Here is a 15,490-nt window from a genome sequence, read left to right as displayed (position 1 = left end):
CTCCTCCCGGGCTCGACTCTGCTACGCCCGCCGCCACGGGCGCCGGAAAGCGGCCCGGCGCCACCCGTCCGGCTGATCCGCCGGACCCGTTCGGCCGGGTTCACCAGGCCCATGCCTCCGGGCCTGGGCCACCGGAGCCGACCGGCGGGAACAGCTCGTCCAGCCGGCCCAGGGTGCTGGCGTCGAGCGTGCTCTCCACCGCCCGCAGCGCCAGGTCGAGCTGGTCGGCCGACCTCGGACCGACGATCGGGGCGGTGACGCCGGGGCGGGACAGCAGCCAGGCCAGCGCGACGGTGGTCGGCTCCTCGCCCAGCTCGGCACAGAGCTTCTCGTACCCGGTCAGGGCCGCCCGGTGCGGCTCCACCCGGTCGGCGGCGTGCAGCACGGTCCGGCCGGGAACCCCGTCCCGGATCTTGCGGATCGCCCCGGAGAGCGCGCCGAAGTGCAGCGGGGAGTACGGCAGGATCCCGATGCCGAGGTCGATCGCCGCCGGCACCACCTCCAGCTCGACGTGCCGGGTGAGCAGGTTGTACTTGCACTGCTCGGAGACGAGGCCGAGGAAGTGCCGCCGGTCGGCGGCGGCCTGGGCGCGGGCCAGGTGCCAGCCGGCGAAGTTGGACGAGCCGACGTACCGGATCTTGCCCTGGATCACCAGGGTCTCCATCGCCTGCCAGATCTCCTCCCAGGGCGTCTCCCGCTGCACGTGGTGCATCTGGTAGAGGTCGATCCAGTCGGTGCCGAGCCGGCGCAGCGACGCGTCGCAGGCGGCGACGATGTGCCGGGCGGAGAGACCGCCGTCGTTGGGCCAGTCGCTCATGGGGGCGTAGACCTTGGTGGCGAGGACGATCCGGTCCCGCCGGCCGATCCTGCCGAACCACCGGCCGATGAACTGCTCGCTGAGGCCGTCGCCGTCCTCCCGGCCGTACATGTTGGCGGTGTCGACGAAGTTGATCCCCTCGTCGTACGCCCGGTCCAGGACGAGGTGGCTCTCCGCCTCGTCGAGCTGCCAGCCGAAGTTCATGGTGCCGAGGCAGACCCGGCTGACGGTCAGGCCGGTCCGGCCGAGGTGGGTGTATTCCATGCCCGGACGGTAGGTCGCGGATCCGGGTACTCGGGAGCCGTTCGAGCGTGCTCGAATCTGACCTTGGTCGACCTCCCCGTTGCGCGTTCTGCCGCCGACAGGTGAGGGCCGGGGCGCGGGCGGCGCGCTGTCCAGGTCGGGCGAGGTTAAATGGCAGCATGCTCCGGATCGAGTTCGCCCCGGCCGACCTGGTGCGGCTCAGGTTCGCGCACTCGCCGATGGTCGAGGTGGTGACCAGCCTCTTCGTGCTCGACCGGCCGTCCAGATTCTGGATGTACGCCGGCTGGCGGGACAGCGTACTGCCGGCGCTGGCCGACGCCCCGCTGCGTACCCTCCGGGCGCTGGCCGCCGCGCCGACCTGCCAGGTGCCGGACTTCCTCACCCCGGTACCGGCCGGCGCCCGTCCCACCCTGGACGAGGAGCTGCGGGTGATCGCGGAGACTCCACCGGGCGTGGTCGCCGCGGAGGTGCACCGGGCCTGGGCGGGGCATCCGGCGCCGCCGGAGATCGTCCGGTTCGGCACCGACCCGGCCGGCGGGCTGACCGAGCTGGTCCGGGAGATCCGGCGGTACTTCGCGTTGGCGATCGCGCCGGTCTGGCCCCGGCTGCGGGCCGCCGCGGAGGGTGAGATCGCGCACCGGGCGCTGACCGCCGCCGAGCGCGGCCCCCGGGCGCTGCTGCGTGGCCTGCACCCGAAACTGGACTGGGACGGTACGGCGCTGCTGCTCGGTTCGGCCAAGGAGCGGCGGTGGAGCCTGGACGGGCACCCGCTGGCCCTGCTGCCGGCCGGGTTCGCCGGCCCGATGGTCTACCCGGTCACCGACACGCCGACCGGTCGGGCGCTCTGGTATCCGCCCCGGGGGTACGGCCGGCTCTGGGCGACGCCGGTGCCCCGGAGGCCGGCCGCCGACGTGGCTGCGCCGGCCGGACCCGGTGCCACGGTGGGACCAGATGCACTGGTCGAGCCGCCTCCGCCGGCCCTCGCCGCGCTGCTCGGCCCGACCCGGGCGGCGGTGCTGACCCTGCTGGCGGTGCCGCACAGCACCGGCGAGGTGGCCGACGCCCTGCGGCTGGCCCCGGCCACCGCCTCGCACCACCTGACCACGCTGCGGGACGCCGGCCTGGTGGTCGGCGAGCGGGTCGGCCGGCGACTGCGCTATCTGCGTACCGGGCTGGGGGAGCAGCTCGGCGGCGGGGCGGGTGCGCTGCCGAGCGAGCGGCCGTAGCGACCAGCGAAAGCGTGTAGCGGGAGCGGGTAGCGAGTCGGCCCGGTCGGGCCGGAGTGAGCCGCGTCGGTCGGGCCGGAGTGAGCCGCGTCGGTCAGGTCAGGGTGGCTCGGACCACCGTGCCCGGCTCGGGTCCCGCCTCGGCGACCACCCGGCCGACCCGGTCCCAGATCCTCGACCGTCCGGCGGCGTCGGTGTAGCCGGCACCGGTGGAGCCGGCGAAGCTGGCGGTCGCCACCCAGACCCCGTGGGTGGCCGCGACCCGACGGGCCCGCTCGTCCTGCACACCCCACTCCGCCGCCGAGTCCAGCACGCCCGCGACGTACCCGTCGATGCCGAGCGCGGCGGTGTCGGCCGCGTGCCGGGGTATCCCGGTGTCCTTGCAGACCGCGAGCCCGAGCCGCCAGCCGGCCAGCTCGACCACCGCCGGGGCGTGGCCCGGGGCGAAGTGCTCCGGCTCCGCCCCGCCCAGCCACATCTTCCGGTACGCCACCCGGGCGCCGCCGCCCTGCACGGCCAGGACGCCGATGTGCGGCCGTCCGGTGTCGCCGGGGACCGGGGCGCCGACCAGCGCCAGCGAGCCGGTCTCGGCGCAGGCCGCCACGATCGGGGCGAGGCGTGGGTCGTCGGCGTCGACCGGGGCGGCGTCGAACTCGTAGCCGGTGAGCGACATCTCGGGAAAGACCACCACCCGGGCCCGGGCTGACCGGACCGCCTCGGCGTGGCTCCGGGCGTTCGCCACCACGTCGTACGCCAGGCAGGGCGGCTGGGCGACGGCGATGGTCAGCGGTTCTCGCACGCGCCCGATCGTAGCCCCGCCGCCCGCCCAGCACACCCGGTCGGACCAGAGACGACCTTGTCAGACCAGAGTGGACCTCTCGACCCCGGCGGTGACCGGGGTGGCCGCCTCGGGGCGTTCCAGGGCGACCCGGGGCAGCAGGCGGCCCAGCCAGGACGGCAGCCACCAGGCGCGGGCGCCGAAGAGCTGCATCACGGCCGGGAGGATCAGGCAGCGGATGACGAAACCGTCCACGAAGATCGCGACCGCCAGGCCGAGCCCGAACTGTTGCAGCATCCGGCCCGGGTCGAAGAGGAAGGCACTGAAGACCACGATCATGATCGCGGCGGCGGCCGTCACCACCCGTCCGGTGGTGGCCAGGCCCTCCCGGATCGCGCCCGGGGCGTCCCGGTGCCGTTCCCAGTACTCGTGCATCCGGGACACCAGGAAGACCTCGTAGTCCATCGAGAGCCCGAAGACGATTGCGAAGATCAGTACGGGTACGAACGCCTCGACGGGACCGGGCTGGACGCCCAGGTTGCCGTACTGGAAGACGTAGGTGATCACACCGAGGGCGCTGGCCACGCTGAGCAGGTTGAGCACCGCCGCCTTGACCGGGATGAGCAGGGACCGGAAGACGAGTACCAGCAGCAGTGCGGAGAGGCCCACCACCACGACCACGAAGAGCGGCAGTCGCTCCTCGATCGCGTCGGCGAAGTCGACCGCCGCCGCCGTACCGCCGGTGATCGAGACCGGGGCGCCGGTGCTCCGCTCGACCGGTGGCAACACCTCGGTACGCAGCCGCTCCACCAGGTCCATCGTCGCCGCGTCCTGCGGGGCGGAGTTGGGGAAGAGCAGCAGGGTGTGCAGTTGCCCGTCGGGTGCCGGGAACGGCGGGGTCACCGAGGCGACTCCGGCGACTCCGGCCAGTGCGCCGCCCACCTCGGTCGCGGCCGGCTGGCCACCCTCGACGACCACCACCAGTGGACCGTTCTGCCCCGGGCCGAACCCGGTCGAGATCAGGTCGTACGCCTGCCGACTGGTCGAGGTCGGCGCGTCGCTGCCGGCGTCGGCGAAGCCCAGCCGCATGTCCAGGGCCGGCACCGCGAGCAGCACCAGCAGCGCCGTGGGGAGCAGCAGGGCCAACCAGGGCCGGCGCTGCACGAACCCGGACCAGCGCCGCCACACCGCGCCCTCGGCCCGCTTCGCCCGCGCCGCGCGGCGCCGGATCGCACGCTCGACCCGACCGCCGACGATGGCCAGCAGCGCCGGGAGCAGGGTGAGCGAGGCGAGCATCGTGACCAGCACCGTCAGCGCCACCGCCACGGCCACGCCCTGGAGCGAGCCGAGGCCGAGCACGACGAGGCCGAGCAGGGCGATCACCACCGTGCAGGCGGCGAAGAAGACGGTACGACCGGCGCTGTCCAGGGCGATCCGGGTGGCGGTGGCCCGGTCGGCGCCGTGCAGCAGCTCCGACCGGAAGCGGGAGAAGACCAGTAGCGCGTAGTCGATGCCGACGCCGAGCCCGACCAGGGCCATCAGCGGGGCGGTGTAGTCGGCGACCGTCGCCACGTGCGAGGCGATCGCGACCAGGCTGAGCGTACTGCCGACGGCGAAGATCGCGATCCCGATCGGCAGCGCGGCGGCGAGCAGGGAACCGAAGAGGATCACCAGGATGACCAGGGCGGCCAGCAGGCCGGCGCCCTCCGCCGCGCCACCCTCGCTCTCCTGGGCGGCCCGCACCGGGTCACCGGCCAACTCCACCCGCAGCCCGTCCCCGGCCGCCGCCTGCGCGGTCTCGATGACGCCCCGTACGTCCTCGGCCGGCACCTCCTCGCTGGGCTTGTCGAGGGTGACCGTGGCGTACCCGATGGTGCCGTCGGCGGAGACGGCGCGCTGGTCGTCGTACGGGCTGGTCAGCTCGGCCACCGAGGCCATCCCGCGTACCTGGCCGAGCATCGGCTCGACGCGTTGCCGGACCTCGGCGGTGCCGATCCCGCCCGGGTGGTGCAGGACGATCTGGAGGCTGCCCGCCGTCTGCCGCGAGCCGTGCTCCCGGAGCGTGTCCGTGGCGGCCTGGGACTCGGTGCCGGGCAGCGAGTGGTCGTTGTGGTAGTCCGTCCCGATCGCCTGGGCCGCCACGGCGAGACCGACCAGCACGACGACCCAGGTCAGCAGCGCGACCCACCGCCGCCGGTACGCCCACCCGGCCACCCGGGCGAAGAAGCCGGCCTGGGGCGGCCCGTCCCGGCCCGTCCGAGCCGGCACGTCGCCGTCGGGCCACCCGCCCTCGGGCCGCTCGGCAGGAGTTGATTCGGTCGGCATTGTCGGATCTCCTCGCGTTCTCGGGTCCGCCCGCCGGTCGCTCCGCAGCGCGCTCGTCGACGGGTTAGCAATCTACATGTAGCATAACTACATAAGCGAAGACGGCTCGGCCGGCGGCACCGAAGGGGGCTTGGCGGGTGATGGTTGGGCAGGTGGCCGTGCTGTCCAACGTGGACGAATCAGGGGTTACCCGGGTGTGCGAGGTCTCAGTGGGAGCCTGGGGTCAGCGGGCGGTCGTCGCCGCGCGGGCCGTCGTGAGGCAGCGTGCGCCGTTCAGCGCCACGAGCAGCATCGGCAGGATCAGGACGACCAGTGCGATCGGCAACCGGGCCAGGGCCATCGGGCCGGTTGCCGGGCTGAAGAGCGCGAGCATCAGGCCGATCGGGCTGAAGGTGGCCGCCGCGGTGAAGGCGAAGATCCCGGTGAGCCGGATGACCCGGGGGTTTGCGCCGAGTCGACGTACCCCGGTGCCGGAGGCCCAGACGGCGAGCAGTGCGACGACCACGGCCAGCGTCCCCAGCCGGCTCACCAGCATGTCGAGGACCCCGGCCAGCCCGGGCAGCGGATCCGGCTCGGCCGCCTGCCAGGAGACCAGGTGCCAGATCGGCGGCTGCACGATGAGGCTGGCGAAGGCCAGCAGTGCCGTCCGCCGGCCCTGGGCCAGGGCGAGTTCGGCCTGATATCCGGGGGCGATCCGGGAAACCTCACCGAAGTCGTCGACCGCGCGTCGGGCGGCGACCTCGGGCGTCAGGCCGAGATCCACGTACGCCTCGGTCGCGTCGACCAGGCTGTCCCGGGCCTCCCGGAGCAGACCGGTCTTGACCCGCCGCGGCCCTCGCAGGGCACGGTCGAGTTCGGCGAGGTATCCGTCTATCGCAGCGGCCACGGCTCACTTTCTCTGGGCACCGGTGCCCCAGTATGCCGGGCTCGGCCCGCCGGGCGGAACGCACTCGACCCCGAGATTCCCCTGAGCCGCACCCGACGGGCTGAGTCTTTCACCGGTACGGCGCTCGACCGTGCGGGAGTACCACCCCGCACGGTCGAGCACATCCCGAGCGGCTTCCCAGCCGACCCCGCCCTCGCCCACTCGGGGTCGAGGATTGCGTCGCCCCGCACCCCGGCCCGTCGGCACCCGGGGGTGCGGGGCCGTGGTTACCCGATACGAGACGAGGCGATGAGCACGGGCCAGTTGCTCGGTTCGTGAGGCCGGGTCGAAATCCTTCCTGACGTTCTTCGGGCATCAAGATGCCCCGCCGGCAACGCCGGCGGGGCGGTGGTGTTCGCGTTGTCACGTTGGTGTTCAGCTGGTCGGGGTGCTCATTCCGCGGTGACTTCGGTGACGGTGGCCCGTGGCGCTGGACTCGTCGACGACGGGGACTTGTCTGATCACAGTGTCGGGGGCAGGTCCAGCCATGGTTTGTCGGTGGCGTCGAATCCGGTGAGCTCGGCGATCTTCCCGTCGACGATGTGCAGGACCGCGATGTTGAACAACCGGTACTCCGGGTCGTCAGGGGTGCGGAGGTACAGCGCGGCGGCGGGCATGCGGTTGACCGTCGTGGCGATACAGCGCCAGTCGTCGTAGCCGGGCTGGAAGAGTCCACCGGAGACCCAGCCGTCCACCGCGTCCTTGGCCGTGATGACCGAGGTGCCCGCCTCGGGCAGCATCACGAAGCGCAGGTCGTCGCGGAGCAGGGACATCAGCCGGTCGAGGTCGTTGCGCTCATGGGCGTCGATGTACGACTTCACCACGCCGCGCTCGTCGTTCGACAGCTCGTGGGCGGCGGGGCTGCGCCAGTCGAGGCGGCGGTCGGGCAGCTGCTCGCGCATCGTCACGCGCGCCCGCTGCAGTGCGCTGGTCACCGATGCGATGGTCAGCTCGAGGGCGTCGGCGGCCTTCGACGCCGGCCAGCCGACGACGTCGCGCAGGATGAACACCGCCCGCTGCCGCGGCGGCAGGTGCTGGACGGCGACGATGAACGCCAGCTCGATCGTCTCCCGCGCCACCACCGATTCCTGCGGGTCCTCGGGGAGCATCCGGTCGGGGTACGGCTGCAGGTACAGCACCTCGGAGCCGGAGTCCGACAGCCCGGACGGTACGGGTGTGCGGTCATTGCGCTTCGCCAGGAAGTCGAGGCAGACGTTCGTCGCGATCCGGTACAGCCAGGTCCGCAGGGCCGCGTGGCCCTTGAACGACTCCCGTTTGTTCCACGCTCGCAGGAACGTCTCCTGCGTCATGTCCTGGGCGTCCTCGTAGTTCGCAAGCATCCGGTAGCAGTGCACCTGAAGCTCACGCCGGTGGCGCTCCGTGATGAGCGCAAACCGCGCCGTATCGCCTGAGCGAACCACCGCGATGAACGTGGCCTCGTCAGCGCCCAGCGGTCTAGCGTCGGTCATGGTCACCAATCCTTCCACCGGTGCGAGGGGGCTAACAGAACCGACGACGTGGCGGAAGAATTCTGATCGGTGAAGCCGCTGACACCGGGCCGTTCGTCAGGGCGGATGGGTCGGGTCGACCCAGGGTAGGTGCTCCAGGTCAGACACAGGCCGCCGTGGTACCCGATGAACACCTCGTCCAGGACCCACACGACTGACCGGCCCGAACTTCGGCACGTATTCGGCACAGACACCCGCCAACGGTCGATGACGGCCGGACGCAGCCGGACACACGAAGAACGCCCCTGACCGGATTCCGCCTGGTCAGGGGCGTTTCTGTGCTGGTCGTCAAAGGTGCCCCCGGCAGGATTCGAACCTGCGCTCCCGCCTCCGGAGGGCGGTGCTCTATCCCCTGAGCTACGGGGGCTCAGCGACCCAGGAAGAGTAGCAGGCACGGCCGCCGGGGCACGAATCGGTATCCGTCGGGTCGGTGCCGCCGGACGTACCAGGGAAGACGGTCGCTACCGGCCGCAGCTCGGGAGTGGGTGGAGCACGATTCGGGGTGGCAGCCGGCGGGGCCATTCGGCCCGGGTCCAGGAGCCGTCGACCACGACGTGTACGGCCTCCCCCTCCGCCCCGCTGAGCCGAAGCAGGAAGTCCCGGGGGAGGGGCGGGTCGACGTTCGGGGTGGTGATGAGGAACCGCACCCGGCCGCGTACGGAGACGGCGGAGAGGACGTCGGCGGCGGGTACCACTCCGTGCAGCCGGGTCCGGCCGATCCAGCACAACTCGGCCCGGTGCTCCTGGGCGGAGCGCACGATCGCCGGATACTCCCGTTCCACCCAGAGGGCCACCGCGTCGACGCAGAGCCCGCAGGCCCGGTCGGTGGGCTGGCGGGGGCCGAGGCCCCAGGCCCGGAGGTAGCCGCCGACCTCGCTGGTGTCGACCGGCAGACCGTACCGGTGGTGTACGAGGCTGGCGACGCTCTGCCGGGTCCAGAGTTCGTCGTCCAGCCCCAACTGGTCGGGGTAGCTTCCGCGCAGCGTCTCGATCAGTTCCAGTTCCTGGTCGCGGCTGAGCGTCCCCGCCTCGCCGGACCGCTGTCCCCGCCGGACGGCCGCGACCGCGCCGTCCCCGCCGATCGTGTGCCGACGGCACCAGCTGGTGACCGACCGACGTCCGTCCCGGAGAGCAACCGTCATGTCTTGGACAACGACCGCAGATCCCGACTGGTCACGTTATGTGTGGAGAAAGCTTGTCAAAGCGGGCAAGTAGCCGAAGTCGGACTGTAAGGGAAACATCTGGCATCGCGTACCCCGCTCCGAAACCCACTCCGAAACGGAACCGGCGGCCGTCCCGTGGGACGGCCGCCGGACCAGGCGTTACGGGTGAGTCCGGGTCAGCGGGTGCCGATCCTGCCCTGGAGGGTCTGGATCAGCTGGATCTCCTTCTTCTGCCCGGCGACCATGGACTTGGCCAGCTCGGTCACCTGCTCGTCGTCGGAGAGCTCCAGGACGCCCTCCGCCATGTGGATGCCGCCGAGGTGATGGTCGAGCATCAGTTGCAGGAAGAGCGCGTCGAAGTCGCGGCCGGTGGCGGCGCGCAACTCGGCCCGCTGGGCGTCGGTGGCCATGCCGGGCATCAGCCCGTTCTTGATCGTGCCCGCGCCGTCCGGCATCCAGGCCATCCGGGGCTGCCGGCCGGTCGGGCTCAGGTCCCACTGCTTGAGCCAGGTCTGCATGATGCCGATCTGGGCCTGCTGGGTGAGCGCGATGTCCGCGGCCAGGGTACGCACGTCGGGGTCGGTGGTCTTCTCGTGGGCGAGGATCGACATCTCGACCGCCTGGGCGTGGTGCGACGACATGTCCCGGGCGAACCCGGCCTCGGGCGAGCCGTCCCCGGGCCGGAGCAGGCCGGGGGCGAGCAGCCCGCCGGCGAACCCGAGTAGCAGACCCAGCAGGATGGCGAGGGCCAGCGGGGCGGTGCCGGCGGCCCATCTACCCGAGCCACGGCCGGCGACCTCGTCGTCCGCTGGCACGGCGGCGGTCGCCACCGTCCCCGGTTCGGTGGCCACGCTGATCATCCGCCCGCCGGAGGCACAGGCTGCTGCTGGTCACCCGGGACGTTGTCCCGCGGCGTCGTACCGGTGGCGGTGATGCCGCCGGAGCAGGGGGCGCCCGGCTCCATGCTGGCGTTCTGCCGCAGTGCCTCGACGAAGTCGTCGATCCGGCCGTCGGTGGCGCTGTCGAGCTTGAGCTGGTAGCCCCAGGCCTGGATCGAGATCGCCCGGTCGAGGTTCTGCACCGGGCTCATCAGCATGTACTCGTTGCCCCGGACCTTGCCGGCCAACTGCTCCACCTGGTCGGCCGGCAGGTCGGACTTGTAGGTGACCCAGACCGCGCCGTGCTCCAGGCTGTGTACCGCGTGCTCGTTGGCGATCGGTGCGTCGTAGACGTCGCCCATGCAGTTCTGCCAGGCGTTGTTGTGCGAGCTGCCGACCGGCGGGTTGACCTTGTAGGTCTGCGGGCCGGGCTCGTGCGAGTTCTTGCCGGGGAACGGCTCCACCACCGAGGGGTCGCTCTCCCGGAAGTTCACGATCCCGTCGATCGCGGCGGCCTTGTCCTCCCACTTCTTGCCGTTCTGGACCACCGCGTACGCGCCGTACCCGATGATGGCGACGGCGACGACGCCGACCGCGACGAAGAGGCCGATGGAGCCCCACGAGCGGCCCTGGCTGACCTTGACCGGGGTGACCGGACGGCGCTGCTGGGGCTTCTTCCCACCCGCGCCCGCGCCCCCGCTCCCGCCGCCACGGCCGGCCGGCACCCGGGCGCCGGAACCGGACTTACCGGTGGAGCCGGACTTGCCGGTGGACGCGGACTTGGCGGTGGAGCCGGACTTGGCGGCCGTCCCCGCGGGCTTGGCCCCGGCCCCCTTCTCACCCTCGGCGGGCTTACCGCCGGCCGGCGCCTTCTTGCCGGTGCTGACCACGGACGGACGGCGTTGTTCGCCGCCCGAGGTGCTGATGCTCATGGTCCCTCGTCAGGTCGGTCGGTCAGGGGATGGCGGGCCGCACACGCGCAGGGTCGCCACCGAGTGACCGAGTCTACCCCCGCTAGCATGGTTCGGTGACTCCCGCCAACCTCGCCGAGGCCGTTCTCGCCGCCGCCCACGCCGTCTTCGACCGGCGTGGTCTGGATCACTCGGTACTGCCCGAGTCCGTGCCGCTGGAGCGACCCCGGAACCCCGAGCACGGCGACTACGCCTCCACGATCGCGTTGCAGTTGAGCAAGCGGGTCGGGCTGCCGCCCCGGGAACTGGCCGCCGCCCTCGCCGAGGAACTGGCCCGGACCCCGGGGATCAAGTCGGTCGACATCGCCGGGCCCGGCTTCCTCAACCTCCGGCTCGACCCGGCCGCCGCCGGCCAGCTCGCCCGCGAGGTGGTCCAGGCCGGTCAGGCGTACGGGCGGAGTGAGCGGCTCACCGGGCAGCGGGTCGACCTGGAGTTCGTCTCGGCCAACCCGACCGGCCCGATCCACCTCGGGCACACCCGCTGGGCGGCGGTCGGCGACTCGCTGCGCCGGATCCTCGCCGCCGCCGGTGCCGAGGTGACCAGCGAGCACTACGTCAACGACGCGGGCGCCCAGATCGACCGGTTCGGCCAGTCGCTGTACGCGGCGGCGAAGGGCGAGCCGACCCCCGAGGAGGGGTACGCCGGCGAGTACGTCAGCGAGATCGCCGAGCGGATCGTCGCCGAGCGCCCCGATCTGCGCGACCTGCCGGCCGAGGCGGCGGTGCCGGTCTTCCGGGACCGGGGCTACCAGCTCATGCTGGACGAGATGCGGGCCAGCCTGGAGCGGTTCGGCGTGCACTTCGACGTCTGGTTCTCCGAGCGCACCCTGCACAGCAGCGGCGCCATCGAGCACGCCCTGGGCCGGCTGCGCGAGCAGGGTCACGTCTACGACGCCGACGGCGCCATCTGGCTGCGTACCACCGACTTCGGTGACGACAAGGACCGGGTGCTGATCCGGAGCAACGGCGAGCTGACCTACTTCGCCGCCGACTCGGCGTACTACATCGACAAGCGGGAGCGCGGCTTCGACAAGTGCGTCTACCTGCTCGGCGCCGACCACCACGGCTACGTCAACCGGCTCCGGGCGATCGCCGCCTGCGCCGGGGACGACCCCGACTTCAACATCGAGATTCTGATCGGCCAGCTCGTCAACCTGGTCCGGGACGGCCAGCCGGTCCGGCTCTCCAAGCGGGCCGGCAACATCATCACGCTGGACGAGATCGTCGACGCGGTCGGCGTGGACGCGGCCCGCTACTCGCTGGCCCGCTCCTCGACCGATTCGCCGCTGACCCTGGACATCGACGAGATCACCAAGAACTCGAACGACAACCCGGTGCACTACGTCCGGTACGCGCACGCCCGGATCGCCTCGCTGCTGCGCCGCGCCGTCGACCTCGGGATCAGCCGGGGCGACGCCTTCGACCCGGGGCTACTCAGCCACGAGAAGGAGAACGACCTCCTCAAGTCGCTGGGCGAGTTCCCCGGGGTGGTGGCCACCGCGGCCGAACTGCGCGAACCGCACCGGATCGCCCGCTACCTTGAGGAGTTGGCCGGCTCGTACCACCGGTTCAACGACGCCTGCCAGGTGCTGCCGCTCGGCCGCCAGCCGGTGTCGGAGCAGCTCACCCAGGCCCGGCTCTGGCTGGTCGAGGCGACCCGGATCGTCCTGGCCAACGGCCTGGCGCTGCTCGGCGTCTCCGCCCCGGAGCAGATGTGACCGGAGCAGATGTGAGCCGGGCAGATGTGAGCCGTTCCCGGCTCCCGGAGTAGTGGGCCGGTCGGTGGCACGCGGGTAGCGAAGGGACGACGACACGATGCGCGCTCACGAAGCGGGGGCACTGCACGGCGACCTCGGGGTCCGGGGGCCGGCCTGGCTGCGTACCCCGGAGGACGTCAACACGCTGGTGCCGCAACTGTGGCCGCGCAACGTGGCGCGGGACGCCGACGGCGCCCTGGTGGTAGCCGGCGTCGGCGTCCGCGAACTGGCGGCGGAGTTCGGCAGCCCGGCCTACGTGCTCGACGAGGACGACCTGCGGTCCCGCTGCCGGGACTTCCGGGCCGCCTTCCCGGACCAGGACATCTACTACGCCGGCAAGGCGTTCATCTGCCGCGCCGTGGTGCGGATCATCGCCGAGGAGGGCCTGCACCTGGACGTCTGCTCCGGCGGGGAGCTGGCGGTGGCGCTGGCCGCCGGCATGCCGGCCGAGCGGATCGGCTTCCACGGCAACAACAAGTCCCCGGCCGAGCTGGCCCGGGCCGTCGACGCCGGGGTGGGCCGGATCGTCGTCGACTCGTTCCACGAGATCGACCGGCTGACCGCGCTGGCCCGGGACCGGGGCGTCCGCCCCGAGGTGCTGGTCCGGGTCACCGTCGGCGTCGAGGCGCACACCCACGAGTTCATCGCCACCGCGCACGAGGACCAGAAGTTCGGCTTCTCGCTGGCCGGCGGGGCGGCGGCCGCCGCCGCGTTCCGGATTCTCGACGAGGACGTACTCGAACTGCGCGGGCTGCACTCGCACATCGGTTCGCAGATCTTCGACACCAGCGGCTTCGAGGTGGCCGCCCGGCGGATCCTCGGCCTCCAGGCGCAGATCCGGGACGCCCGTGGGGTGGAGCTGCCGGAGTTGGACCTCGGCGGTGGCTTCGGCATCGCGTACACCACCCAGGACGATCCGTCGCCGCCGCACGACCTGGCGAAGCGGCTCAACAAGATCGTGGACGGGGAGTGCGAGGGGCTGCGGCTGGCCGTACCCCGGCTCTCGATCGAGCCCGGTCGGGCGATCATCGGTCCGGCCGTCTTCACCCTCTACGAGGTCGGCACGGTCAAGGACGTGGACGGGATCCGGACGTACGTCAGCGTGGACGGCGGGATGAGCGACAACATCCGTACCGCGCTCTACGGGGCGTCGTACTCGGCGACCGTCGCCTCCCGGCGGTCGACCGCCGAGCCGATCCTGGCCCGGGTGGTGGGAAAGCATTGCGAGGCTGGGGATGTGGTGGTGAAGGATGAATTCCTGCCCGCCGACGTGCAGCCCGGAGATCTTCTCGCCGTGCCCGGAACGGGCGCCTACTGCCGGAGCATGGCCAGCAACTACAACCATGTTCCCCGGCCGCCCGTCGTGGCGGTCCGGGACGGGCGCGCGCGGGTGATCGTCCGGCGGGAGACCGAAGACGATCTGCTCGCATTGGATGTGGCATGACGACACCAGTCCGTCTGGCTCTGCTCGGTTGCGGCACCGTCGGCGCGGAGGTGGTACGCCTGCTGCACGAGCAGGCCGCCGACCTGACCGCACGAGTCGGTGCGCCGTTGGAGATCGCCGGCATCGCCGTACGCCGGCTCGGCCGGGACCGGGGTGAGCTGCCGGTCGACCCGGCGCTGTTCACCACCGACGCGCTCGGCCTGGTCAAACGGGACGACGTCGACCTGGTGATCGAGGTCGTCGGCGGGATCGAGCCGGCCCGGAGCTGGCTGGTCGAGGCGTTGCGGGCCGGCAAGAGCGTGGTCACCGCCAACAAGGCGCTGCTGGCCGAGGACGGCGGGGCGCTGCACGACGCGGCGGCCGAGGGCGGGGCCGACCTCTACTACGAGGCGGCGGTGGCCGGGGCCATCCCGCTGCTCCGCTCGCTGCGCGAGTCGCTGCACGGCGACTCGATCACCCGGGTCACCGGCATCGTCAACGGCACCACCAACTTCATCCTCTCCGCGATGGACGCCACCGGCGCCGGCTTCACCGAGGCGCTGGACGAGGCGACCGAGCTGGGCTACGCGGAGGCCGACCCGACCGCCGACGTGGAGGGCTTCGACGCCGCCGCGAAGGCGGCCATCCTGGCCTCGCTGGCCTTCCACACCCGGGTCACCGCCGCGCACGTGCACCGGGAGGGGATCACCGAGGTCACCGCCGCCGACGTGGCCAGCGCCAAGGCGATGGGCTGCACCATCAAGCTGCTCTGCATCGCCTCCCGGGGGCCGGACTCCAGCGGCGCCGAGTCGGTCAGCGTTCGGGTGCACCCGGCGATGATCCCGGTCGGCCACCCGCTGGCCAGCGTCGGCGACGCCTTCAACGCGGTCTTCGTCGAGGCCGACGCCGCCGGGGAGCTGATGTTCTACGGGCGCGGCGCCGGGGGCGCGCCGACCGCGAGCGCCGTACTCGGCGACATCGTCGCGGCGGCCCGCAACCACCTGGCCGGGGTACGCGCACCCAGCGAGTCGGCGTACGCGGCGCTGCCGATCCGGCCGATGGGTGAGGCGGTCACCCGCTACCACATCAGCCTCGACGTGGCCGACCGGCCGGGCGTACTCGCGGCGGTCGCCGGAGTCTTCGCCCGGCACGACGTGTCGATCGCCACGGTCCGACAGGCCCCCGCGCCGACGGGTCCGGCGGACGGGGCGACCGGACCGGTGGGCCGGGGCGGCGACGCGATCCTGGTGATCGTCACCCACACCGCACCGGACGCCGCGCTCGCCGCCACCGTCGACGAACTGCGCCGACTCGACATCGTCCGGTCGATCGCCAGCGTGCTCCGGGTCGAGGGCGGCGACCGCTAGTCGGCGTACTGCCTGATCGACCCCCGTCCCGCCAGATGGTTAGCGGGTGGTGCGCGAGCAGCGGATCGGCGACCCTGGGTCACCGTGG

Annotated in this window: 12 protein-coding genes and 1 tRNA gene; 4 read left to right on the top strand and 9 right to left on the bottom strand. The window is 72.3% G+C overall.

Annotation, left to right across the window (positions count from 1 at the left end; genetic code table 11):
* Nucleotides 1-100: 100 nt before the first annotated feature.
* Entirely contained in the window at nucleotides 101-1,081 is a 981-nt protein-coding gene (locus Pma05_RS12310; protein ID WP_203857476.1) for an aldo/keto reductase, read from the bottom strand.
* Nucleotides 1,082-1,239: 158 nt separating this feature from the next.
* Between Pma05_RS12310 and Pma05_RS12305 the strand changes: the two genes are divergently transcribed.
* Complete coding sequence (locus Pma05_RS12305) at nucleotides 1,240-2,307, top strand: ArsR/SmtB family transcription factor (protein WP_203857475.1); 1,068 nt, start codon at nucleotides 1,240-1,242, stop codon at nucleotides 2,305-2,307.
* A gap of 94 nt (nucleotides 2,308-2,401) precedes the next feature.
* On the opposite strand, the gene Pma05_RS12300 is transcribed toward Pma05_RS12305, so the two are convergent.
* The 8 genes from Pma05_RS12300 to Pma05_RS12265 form a co-directional block, all read right to left on the bottom strand.
* Nucleotides 2,402-3,106 carry a carbon-nitrogen hydrolase family protein gene (locus Pma05_RS12300; protein ID WP_203857474.1) on the bottom strand — a complete coding sequence of 235 codons (705 nt, stop codon included), beginning with the start codon at nucleotides 3,104-3,106 and terminating at the stop codon, nucleotides 2,402-2,404.
* A gap of 60 nt (nucleotides 3,107-3,166) precedes the next feature.
* Nucleotides 3,167-5,410, bottom strand: coding sequence for an MMPL family transporter (locus Pma05_RS12295; RefSeq protein ID WP_203857473.1), 2,244 nt, complete (start codon nucleotides 5,408-5,410; stop codon nucleotides 3,167-3,169).
* Between the two features lie 223 nt (nucleotides 5,411-5,633).
* On the bottom strand, nucleotides 5,634-6,296 hold the full coding sequence (locus Pma05_RS12290; protein WP_203857472.1) for a permease prefix domain 1-containing protein: 663 nt from the start codon (nucleotides 6,294-6,296) through the stop codon (nucleotides 5,634-5,636).
* A gap of 500 nt (nucleotides 6,297-6,796) precedes the next feature.
* On the bottom strand, nucleotides 6,797-7,804 hold the full coding sequence (locus Pma05_RS12285) for an RNA polymerase subunit sigma-70 (protein WP_203857569.1): 1,008 nt from the start codon (nucleotides 7,802-7,804) through the stop codon (nucleotides 6,797-6,799).
* A gap of 334 nt (nucleotides 7,805-8,138) precedes the next feature.
* A tRNA-Arg gene (locus Pma05_RS12280) sits at nucleotides 8,139-8,210 on the bottom strand.
* A 94-nt stretch (nucleotides 8,211-8,304) separates the two neighbouring features.
* Complete coding sequence (locus Pma05_RS12275) at nucleotides 8,305-8,985, bottom strand: winged helix-turn-helix domain-containing protein (protein ID WP_203857471.1); 681 nt, start codon at nucleotides 8,983-8,985, stop codon at nucleotides 8,305-8,307.
* Between the two features lie 197 nt (nucleotides 8,986-9,182).
* Entirely contained in the window at nucleotides 9,183-9,866 is a 684-nt protein-coding gene (locus Pma05_RS12270; protein ID WP_203857470.1) for a DUF305 domain-containing protein, read from the bottom strand.
* Nucleotides 9,863-10,816 (bottom strand): thioredoxin-like domain-containing protein, encoded by a 954-nt coding sequence (locus tag Pma05_RS12265; RefSeq protein WP_203857469.1) that lies wholly within the window; start codon nucleotides 10,814-10,816, stop codon nucleotides 9,863-9,865. The genes Pma05_RS12270 and Pma05_RS12265 overlap by 4 nt, the downstream gene beginning before the upstream one ends.
* 95 nt (nucleotides 10,817-10,911) lie before the next feature.
* Here Pma05_RS12265 and argS point away from each other — a divergent pair, with 95 nt between their 5' ends.
* The 3 genes from argS (at nucleotide 10,912) to Pma05_RS12250 (ending at nucleotide 15,402) form a co-directional block, all read left to right on the top strand.
* Nucleotides 10,912-12,573, top strand: a complete 1,662-nt coding sequence (gene argS, locus Pma05_RS12260; protein WP_203857468.1) for an arginine--tRNA ligase — start codon at nucleotides 10,912-10,914, stop codon at nucleotides 12,571-12,573.
* A gap of 97 nt (nucleotides 12,574-12,670) precedes the next feature.
* The gene (gene lysA / locus Pma05_RS12255; protein ID WP_203857467.1) at nucleotides 12,671-14,056 is read left to right on the top strand and encodes a diaminopimelate decarboxylase; all 1,386 of its coding nucleotides are present in this window, start codon (nucleotides 12,671-12,673) and stop codon (nucleotides 14,054-14,056) included.
* Nucleotides 14,053-15,402: a homoserine dehydrogenase gene (locus Pma05_RS12250; protein ID WP_203857466.1), complete on the top strand. Its 1,350-nt coding sequence runs from the start codon at nucleotides 14,053-14,055 to the stop codon at nucleotides 15,400-15,402. Before lysA ends, Pma05_RS12250 begins: the two co-directional genes overlap by 4 nt.
* Nucleotides 15,403-15,490 lie beyond the last annotated feature (88 nt).

The organism is Plantactinospora mayteni, from assembly GCF_016862935.1.
Lineage (GTDB): Bacteria > Actinomycetota > Actinomycetes > Mycobacteriales > Micromonosporaceae > Plantactinospora > Plantactinospora mayteni.
The sequence above is the reverse complement of the archived record's forward strand: the minus strand, read 5'-3'. Positions and strand labels throughout refer to the sequence as shown.